Raw genomic sequence first — 7,805 nt, forward strand, 5'->3', positions numbered from 1 at the left:
GACCTGAATCACAGTGCATCGCATCAAGCGCCCACACTTATCGGTTGTTTAATTGTTAAAGAGCGGTACTGCAAATTCGGTACTACAAACTACTTACTGCCACCTGCTGATCCTGCCAGCGCTGCGCGGCTTTCGCTTTGCGTCGCTTGCTGTTTTCAGCAGCAGAGAGGCGAGATTATGAAGAAGTTTTTATCGCTTGTCAAGTCAGCTTCGTTCGCTTTCGCGCCACCGCTTTCTTGCCCGCGACCTCTTCAGGTCCGCTCTCTTTAGCAGCTATCGAAACATCAGAACCACCCATCGGGTAAACCCTAAGTTTTCGGCAACTGCCAAGCCTGAAACTATAACACGACTTTTGCAGATTATGCAACCGGCTCTTGCCTAATTTGCATCCTATCTTGCAACCCCGCCACCGGCTTTCGCTAGCGGCGACCCTGAAAACCAGAGGCCGGGCACTGCTCAGATGACTTGCGATATCGATCCGGGTAAACCCTTACTCGTCATCACCAGCCAAGCCCAAGACTATAGCACGATTTTTGCAGAAAGTGCAACTGGCTTTTGCCTGATTTGCACCGATCCTTGCAATCCCGCTTGGCGGCCATCGCTGGCTACTTGGCGGCAGGCCGAAGCCCGTCGTACTGCTTGGCTTCGCGGTTCAAAGTGTCTGAACTGCGAAGGAGCGAGACTATAGCATATGTTTTGGGCTTGTCATGACGGCGCCTCAAATATCGAGTTAGCCCTTGCACTCGGTCGAGCGCCGACCATCCCTCTCTCTATATAGGGGCCATGGCTCGCCGCCCCAGCCCTCTATATATAGAGATGAAGCGCGGGCGGGCTTATAGCCGAAAAACGTCTACCAGCGCAGATAGTCCACATTGCGCAGACGCGCCAGATCTCGGTGTACGGTCGTCTCATGAACCAGCCAGTCCGGCACACCGACGTCTTCCATGATGCGCGGGTCCATGTCGGCGGCGAGCTTGCGCACGCGCGATTGCATGCGCCATAGTTGGAACGCCGCCCACAGCAGGGACAGCAACCCGGCGCCGGCAGGCAAGCTTGGTTGCCCGCCGCACGCGGCAGCCTGGAGTGACGGTGAAGCGGGTGTAAGTTGGGCAGACATGACCGTCTCCTTATTGCGTATGACGATTCGGTAAGCGTAGCCGCCCAAAGCCCGGGTGAAAATCCAATTGTTTTCCGCATATTGGTCAGTTACGCTAACCAAATCTTTGAGCCCGGATATTTCGCAATGCGCCTCCCGCTGAACACCCTGCCCGCTTTCAGGGCCGTCGCCGAATTGCAGAACCTGCGGGCCGCTGCCGAGCGCCTGCATTTGACGCATAGCGCGGTCAGCCAGCAGATCAAGGGGTTGGAAGAACAGCTGGGTTTCGCGCTGTTCGAACGCAGCGGACGCGGCATTGTCTTGAATAGCGCCGGCGCGGCGTTGCTGTGCAGCGTGCAAAGCGCGCTGGCGCTGCTGGACGAAGGCGTCATGGCGGCCGCCGCATCGGCTACCGGTAGTGAACAACGGCTGCGCGTGTCGGTACTGCCGTCATTCGCGCAGCGTTGGCTATTGCCGCGCATGGCGCGTTGGCGTGTGCGCCATCCGGGCGTGTCGCTTGAGATCGAGACGTCCCAGCAGGTGGTCGATCTGGTCCGGGACGGGTTTCATGCGGCCCTGCGATTTGGCCGCGGACCATGGGCGGGCGTGGAGTCCGAACCGTTGTTCGACATGCCGTTGCCCTTGATCGCCTTGGCGTCGCCAGAAACCGCCGCCTCGCTGGAAGACGACACGGCTGCAACACTGGCCCGCCAGCCGCTGCTGGGTGAGCGCGAAATGTGGCAACACTGGTTCAACGCGGCGGGTCTGCGCACTCTGGTTACGCCCGTCGCCACGTTCAACGACGCCGGCATGATGTTGCAGGCCGCCGAACAAGGGCTGGGCATCACCCTTGGCCGCGAGCTACTCGCGGCAGATGCGCTTTGCGCGGGACGGCTCGTGCGCGTGTCGCCCATGCGTGTGCACTATGAGCAGGCGCAGACCTACCACTTGGTTTATCCGCCAAGCCTGCGCGAGTGGGCGCCGCTTGTCGCGTTGAAACAGTGGCTGCACGAAGAGCTGGAGTTGTCCCGCTGCGCGCTGGTTACGCCTTCGGCCGACACGGACACGGGCATGGGCATGGGCACGGACGCGGGGCCAGCCCACCGGTGACGCCGGCTTAAGCGGCTTTACGAGTCGCCGGCTTGTCAGCCCGCATCGAGTCCGTTTCGTTGAAACGCTGATGCCACGAGAATGCCTCTTCCAGCAGATGCGGGGTTTGGCCGCCGCGCTGGCACGCGCGATCAAAATAATCCTGCAGCGCCGCACGGTAGGACGGGTGCACGCAATTCTGAATAATGGCGTGGGCGCGTTCACGTGGCGCCAAGCCGCGCAGGTCGGCCAGGCCGCATTCCGTCACCAGCACGTCTACATCGTGCTCGGTATGGTCCACATGCGACACCATGGGCACAACGCTTGAGATATCACCGCCCTTGGCCATCGACTTGGACACGAAGATGGCCAAATGCGCATTGCGCGCGAAGTCGCCCGAGCCTCCGATGCCGTTCATCATGTGCGTACCGCCGACGTGGGTCGAATTCACATTGCCGTAGATGTCGAATTCCAATGCCGTATTGATGGCGATAATGCCCAGCCGACGAACGACTTCGGGCGCATTGCTGATTTCTTGCGGGCGCAGCACGATGCGTTCGCGATAATGCTCCAGGTTTGCCAGGATCTTGTCGTACACCGGCTTGGACACAGTAATGGACGAGGCCGACGCAAACGCCAGCTTGCCCTGATCCAGCAATTGAATGGCGCTGTCCTGCAGCACTTCCGAGTACATCGTCAGCGCCTCGAAGTCCGAGGATTCAAACCCGTGCAGCACGGCATTGGCGATGGTGCCGATGCCGGCCTGCAACGGCAATAACGCGTTGGTCAGCCGGCCGGCGTCCACTTCCCCGCGCAGAAACGTATTGATATGGCCGGCGATGGCATTGGTTTCGTCGTCGGGCGGCAAGGCGTTGGATGGGCTGTCCGGCTCGTGCGTAATCACGATCGCGGCGATCTTGTCCGGGTCCACCTGGATAAACGGCTGGCCGATACGTTGGTCGGGCCTCACCAGGCCGATGGGCTGGCGCGCGGGGCGATCGGCGGGCACGTAAATGTCGTGCAGCCCTTCAATGGCAGCGGGGATCCCCAGGTTCAATTCGATGATGATGTGGTCGGCCTGCTGCGCAAACGACGCCGAATTGCCCACCGACATCGTCGGCACGATTGCGCCCGTTTCGGTAATGGCAGCCGCTTCGATAATCGCCACGTCGATCGGGCCGATATGGCCGGCACGCAACTGCTCCACCGTTTCGGACAGATGTTGATCGATGAAGGCAATATCGCCCTGGTTGATCTTGCGCCGCAACGTGGTGTCGACCTGGAACGGCATGCGACGCGACAACACGTTCGCCTGGGCCAGCATCTTGTCGGTGTCATGACCCAGCGACGCACCGGTGACCAAGGTAATCGACAGCCGCTCGCGTTCGGCACGGCTGGCTAGCGCGGCCGGCACGGATTTACAGTCGCCCGCGCGCGTAAAACCGCTCATTCCGACGGTCATGCCGTCCTTGATCAGCAATGCCGCCTGGTCGGCGGACGTGATCCTGGCGAGCAACGCGGGATGGCGAATACGGTCGGAATGCATGGTGTCTCCACATTTAAAGGCCAACGGCTTGCGGCCGGACGCAATCATGACGGCATGGCGCGTCCGGGCGCCGTCTGACGCGGCGTTTCCCGATATCCCGGCACAGGCACACGAAATCACCGCTGCCCGGGACGAATTTTCCGCAGTATAGGAAGGCGCGCTTAAATCTCGTAATGACTTAAAATCATTCAAATCAGTCGTTTTTTTCATCGTTTGAAGAGTCATTGCGCACGCAAGCGCACCGGGAGCCTGCCGCCATGGACGTGCGCGCATTGCGGTATTTCGTTGAAACGGTCAGGCACGCCAGCTTCACGCAAGCGGCCAAGGCGTTGTTCGTGACGCAATCCACGGTCAGCAAAATGATCCGCCAGCTGGAGGAAGAAGCCGGCACGCCGCTGCTGATTCGCGATGGGCACACCGCCCGGCCCACCGATACCGGGCGCGTGATGTATTTGCGCGGCTTGCAGGTGCTGGAGACCATGCGCCAACTCACCGAAGAGCTGCGCCAGACCGCCGACGTGCGGCGGGGCGCGCTGGAAGTGGGTATTCCGCCCATGATCAATCTGTTGTTCACGCCGGTGGTCAAGCGGTTTCGAGAACTGCATCCCGGCATCCATCTGACCTTGCGGGAGGGCACCGGCCAAGCCGTCGAGGGGCTGGTCGCCAGCGGGGAACTCGAGGTAGGCGCCACCATTCTGCCAATCGCGCCAGACAGTGGGCTGGCCGCCCAGCCTTTCGGCAGCTACCCGATCTGGGTAATCGGGCCGCCAGATGCGCCCTGGGCGGGAAAGACGTCGTTGCCCCTTAGCGCCCTGCGGGACGGGCGGCTGCTGATCCCCACCGACGACTTCGCCATCACCCGCCGGTTGCGCCAGGCGTTTGCCGACGCGGGTTTTCAGCCCAGCATCGCGGCCCAAAGCGCGCACTGGGACTTTTTGGTGGCGATGGCGTCAGCCGGACTGGGCGTGGCGCTGCTGCCTGAACCGCTGATGCAGCGCATCAAAACGCGGGGGCTCAGCACTGCCAAGCTGGCCAAGTCCGGCATGCAATGGGAAGTGGGCCATATCTGGTTGCGTTCCGGCTACCTGTCATTCGCCGCGCGCGCCTGGCTTGAAGTCTGCGACGCCGTCCTGGGCAAGCCCAAAAAGACTGTCGCAAGGGGTCTGGCGCCGCGCGCCGATTGAATCCAAACGTTGGCCTGGTAAACAGGATTTGCGAAGGCACCGGATCAAGCGGCGCCGCCCCGCCCTTCCCGACGGCATCTGCCCCTGTTTATCCGGCCCGGGTAAGCCCGGCTTACCGTCCCACAAGAGGATTTCTGAACCGGGGACACAGCACTATTTTTGTTGCAACGGTGGGGCCCGCGGCTTGTTATGCTGCCGCCTCGACGCGAGTGATTCGCCCCCGGAATATGACCCCCATCCCCTGCCCTTTTTTCCCCAGCCTGCGCCAATGGCGCATGCCCCGGTTCGCCGCTTTCTTCGCCGCGATACTGCTGTCGCTGTCCTTGATGCCCGCCTTTGCGGCGCCGCCCCCCAACCCCACTGAAACCGAAGCGGTGCTGGCTGCGGCTCGCAAGCAGATCGACGAGATCCGCAAGCGCTTTACCGACGAGACCGACGACGCCGCCCTGGTCAAGCAACGCGGCGACGCACTGGACATCCAGTCCAAGGCCGACGCGGCCACCGAAGCGCTGACCCCGCAGCTGGCCAGCGTAACCGCTAGGTTGAGCGAATTGGGCGCACCGCCCGACGGCGCGAAAGAAGCGCCAGACGTGGCGGCCCAGCGCGCGCAATTGGAAAAGAACAGCCGCGCCCTGGACGCACAATTGAAGCTGGCACGGCTGCTGTCCGTGGACGCCGGCCAAACCGCTGAACAGATTTCCGCGCAGCGGCGCACCCAGTTCCAGGCGCGCATGGGCGAGCGACGCGATTCTTTTCTGTCGGGCCAGTTCTGGACGGAATTCCGTTCGGAATTCCCGCGCGACCTGGAACGCCTGGAAGCTTTGGGCGACGACCTGTCCACCGCCGTGGGGCAGACGCCGAAATGGGGCTGGCTGCTGCTGATTGCCATGGCGGCGTTGGTGATCGCACTGCGAATCTGGATCGGCCGCCTGATCCTCAAGCTGACCGCGACGCGCGTGCCGCCGGGCCGCCTGCGTCGCTCGTTCCTGGCCGTGGCGCAGGTGATGCTGTCGGTGGCAACGCCTGGCGTTATCGCCCTGCTGATCCATACCGGCCTGGACTGGAATTCGCAGCTGTCCGACAACACGGCCTCGCTGTTGGCGACGCTGGTGGCCACGGTCTGTTTCGGCGGCTACGTGTCGGGGCTGGGCAATGCGCTGCTGTCGCGCAACCGGCCGTCGTGGCGCCTGCCGCCCATCAACGACCTGGTGGCCGCGCGCCTGCATTGGCTGCCCAACCTGCTGGGCACCCTGGTTGTCATGATCTGGCTGGCTGAACGCCTGCCCGTTCTGCTTAACGCCAGCCTGACCACGACGATCACGCTGACCGGTATCGTGGCCGTGCTGATCATGGCAACCATGAGCACCGTGCTGGCCATCGGCCGGCGCTTGCGGCGCAAGATCGTTCAGGAAAGCGAAGCGCCCGCGCCATTCTGGGTGTCGCTATTGCTGGGCGCGGTGTGGGCTGTGCTGATCCTGGGCATGGCCAGCTTGCTGGCGGGCTACGTGGCCTTCGGCGCGTTCCTGGCCAAACAAGTGCTGTGGGTGCTGATCGTGATGGCGTCCGCCTACCTGTTGTCAACGCTGATCGAAGACGGCTTCAGCACACTGCTGGGCACATCGCATCGGGAAGGCGAGCGCGAAGGTCCCAGCCTGCGCGACCAGGCGGCCGTATTGCTGTCCGGCGTGGGCCGCGTGGTGGTGGGTCTGCTTGCCATCATTCTGCTGCTGGCGCCGTTTGGCGAAGGGCCGATGGACCTGCTCCAGCGCTTTGACCAGCTGCGCAAGGGCCTGGCGATTGGGGAAGCGCAGATCCGGCCGGGCGCCGTATTACAGGCCCTTTTGGTGCTGGCCTTGTCACTGCTTAGCGTCAAGGTGCTTAAGCGTTGGCTGTCGAACCGATATCTGCCCACCACCGAACTGGACCCGGGCATGCAGCTGTCGGCAGCCACCTTGTTCGGCTACGCGGGCTTTGTGATTTCTTTCGCCCTGTCGCTATCCGCCGCCGGCATCGGCCTGGAACGGGTGGCGTGGATTGCCAGCGCACTGTCGGTGGGTATCGGTTTTGGCCTGCAAGCCGTGGTGCAGAACTTTGTGTCCGGCCTGATCCTGCTGGCCGAACGACCGGTCAAGGTGGGCGACTGGGTATCGCTGGGCGGCGTCGAGGGCGACATCCTGCGCATCAACGTGCGTGCCACCGAAATCCAGATGGGCGACCGGTCCACCGTGATCGTTCCAAACTCGGAATTCGTGACCAAGACGGTGCGCAACGTGACGCGCTCCAATCCGCTTGGCTTGGTGCAGATCAAGCTGCCGCTGCCGCTGTCGACGGACGCCGAAGCGGTGCGCGAACTGATGCTGCAAGCCTTTGCCGACCACGAAGACGTGCTGGACACCCCGGCTCCCAATGTGTTTTTGGACGGCCTGGAAAACGGCCATCTGATCTTTAACGCCAAGGGCTATGTATCGTCGCCGCGCGCGGCCTACGGCGTGCGCAGCGCCCTGTTGTTCACCGTCCTCAAGCGTCTGCACGACGCGGGCCTGGAGGTTTCGTCGCCGCCCACCATGCTGTTGGCATCCGCCCCCCCTGGCCCGCCGAACCCGCCCGAACCCACCGCGGCCGTCGCGCCTCCGCCCTCGGCGTAGGCGCCAGCCGGTTCATCGCGCTACGCCCCGCTTCAAGCCGGTCATCCCGATTCATCCTGGCGAATACAGGTCGGCGAAGCGCTGGCGTTCCAAGCGCGGATTGCGCAGCGGCGGCGAGGCCAGCGCGGTGGTCTGCGCGGCTTGCACCGGCACTGCTTGCAAGGCGGCGGTGGTTGCAAGCGGGCGCAATTGCGCCTGGGATTGCACGGGTGCGGCGGGCGAACCCGCGGCGGGCGAACCCGCGG

5 protein-coding genes and 1 pseudogene are annotated in these 7,805 nt (G+C 63.0%); 3 read left to right on the top strand and 3 right to left on the bottom strand.

Features of this window, described 5'->3' with window-relative positions; genetic code table 11:
* Window positions 1–850: 850 nt before the first annotated feature.
* Window positions 851–1,117 (bottom strand): isoleucyl-tRNA synthetase, encoded by a 267-nt coding sequence (locus ACNPP0_RS18835; protein ID WP_448706692.1) that lies wholly within the window; start codon window positions 1,115–1,117, stop codon window positions 851–853.
* Between the two features lie 126 nt (window positions 1,118–1,243).
* On the opposite strand from ACNPP0_RS18835, the gene ACNPP0_RS18840 reads away from it, so the two are divergent.
* Complete coding sequence (locus tag ACNPP0_RS18840; protein ID WP_332613321.1) at window positions 1,244–2,206, top strand: LysR substrate-binding domain-containing protein; 963 nt, start codon at window positions 1,244–1,246, stop codon at window positions 2,204–2,206.
* 7 nt (window positions 2,207–2,213) lie between these two features.
* Here the strand turns inward: ACNPP0_RS18840 and scpC are convergent, their stop codons facing one another.
* The gene (gene scpC, locus ACNPP0_RS18845) at window positions 2,214–3,731 is read right to left on the bottom strand and encodes a succinyl-CoA:acetate CoA-transferase ScpC (RefSeq protein WP_448706693.1); all 1,518 of its coding nucleotides are present in this window, start codon (window positions 3,729–3,731) and stop codon (window positions 2,214–2,216) included.
* A gap of 257 nt (window positions 3,732–3,988) precedes the next feature.
* Here scpC and ACNPP0_RS18850 point away from each other — a divergent pair, with 257 nt between their 5' ends.
* Complete coding sequence (locus tag ACNPP0_RS18850) at window positions 3,989–4,915, top strand: LysR family transcriptional regulator (protein WP_332613319.1); 927 nt, start codon at window positions 3,989–3,991, stop codon at window positions 4,913–4,915.
* A 275-nt stretch (window positions 4,916–5,190) separates the two neighbouring features.
* Window positions 5,191–7,560: a DUF3772 domain-containing protein gene (locus tag ACNPP0_RS18855; RefSeq protein ID WP_448706694.1), complete on the top strand. Its 2,370-nt coding sequence runs from the start codon at window positions 5,191–5,193 to the stop codon at window positions 7,558–7,560.
* A gap of 51 nt (window positions 7,561–7,611) precedes the next feature.
* On the opposite strand, the pseudogene ACNPP0_RS18860 reads toward ACNPP0_RS18855, so the two are convergent.
* Window positions 7,612–7,805 (bottom strand): annotated as a pseudogene (locus ACNPP0_RS18860) (hypothetical protein); the annotation flags it as partial.

The sequence above is a fragment of the Achromobacter semiaridum genome, from assembly GCF_053543755.1.

What these genes read in the sequence shown, in the direction of transcription:
- ACNPP0_RS18835 (WP_448706692.1), bottom strand. Translation starts at nt 1,117, where the DNA reads ATGTCTGCCCAACTTACACCCGCTTCACCGTCACTCCAGGCTGCCGCG.
- ACNPP0_RS18840 (WP_332613321.1), top strand. Translation starts at nt 1,244, where the DNA reads ATGCGCCTCCCGCTGAACACCCTGCCCGCTTTCAGGGCCGTCGCCGAA.
- scpC (WP_448706693.1), bottom strand. Translation starts at nt 3,731, where the DNA reads ATGCATTCCGACCGTATTCGCCATCCCGCGTTGCTCGCCAGGATCACG.
- ACNPP0_RS18850 (WP_332613319.1), top strand. Translation starts at nt 3,989, where the DNA reads ATGGACGTGCGCGCATTGCGGTATTTCGTTGAAACGGTCAGGCACGCC.
- ACNPP0_RS18855 (WP_448706694.1), top strand. Translation starts at nt 5,191, where the DNA reads ATGCCCCGGTTCGCCGCTTTCTTCGCCGCGATACTGCTGTCGCTGTCC.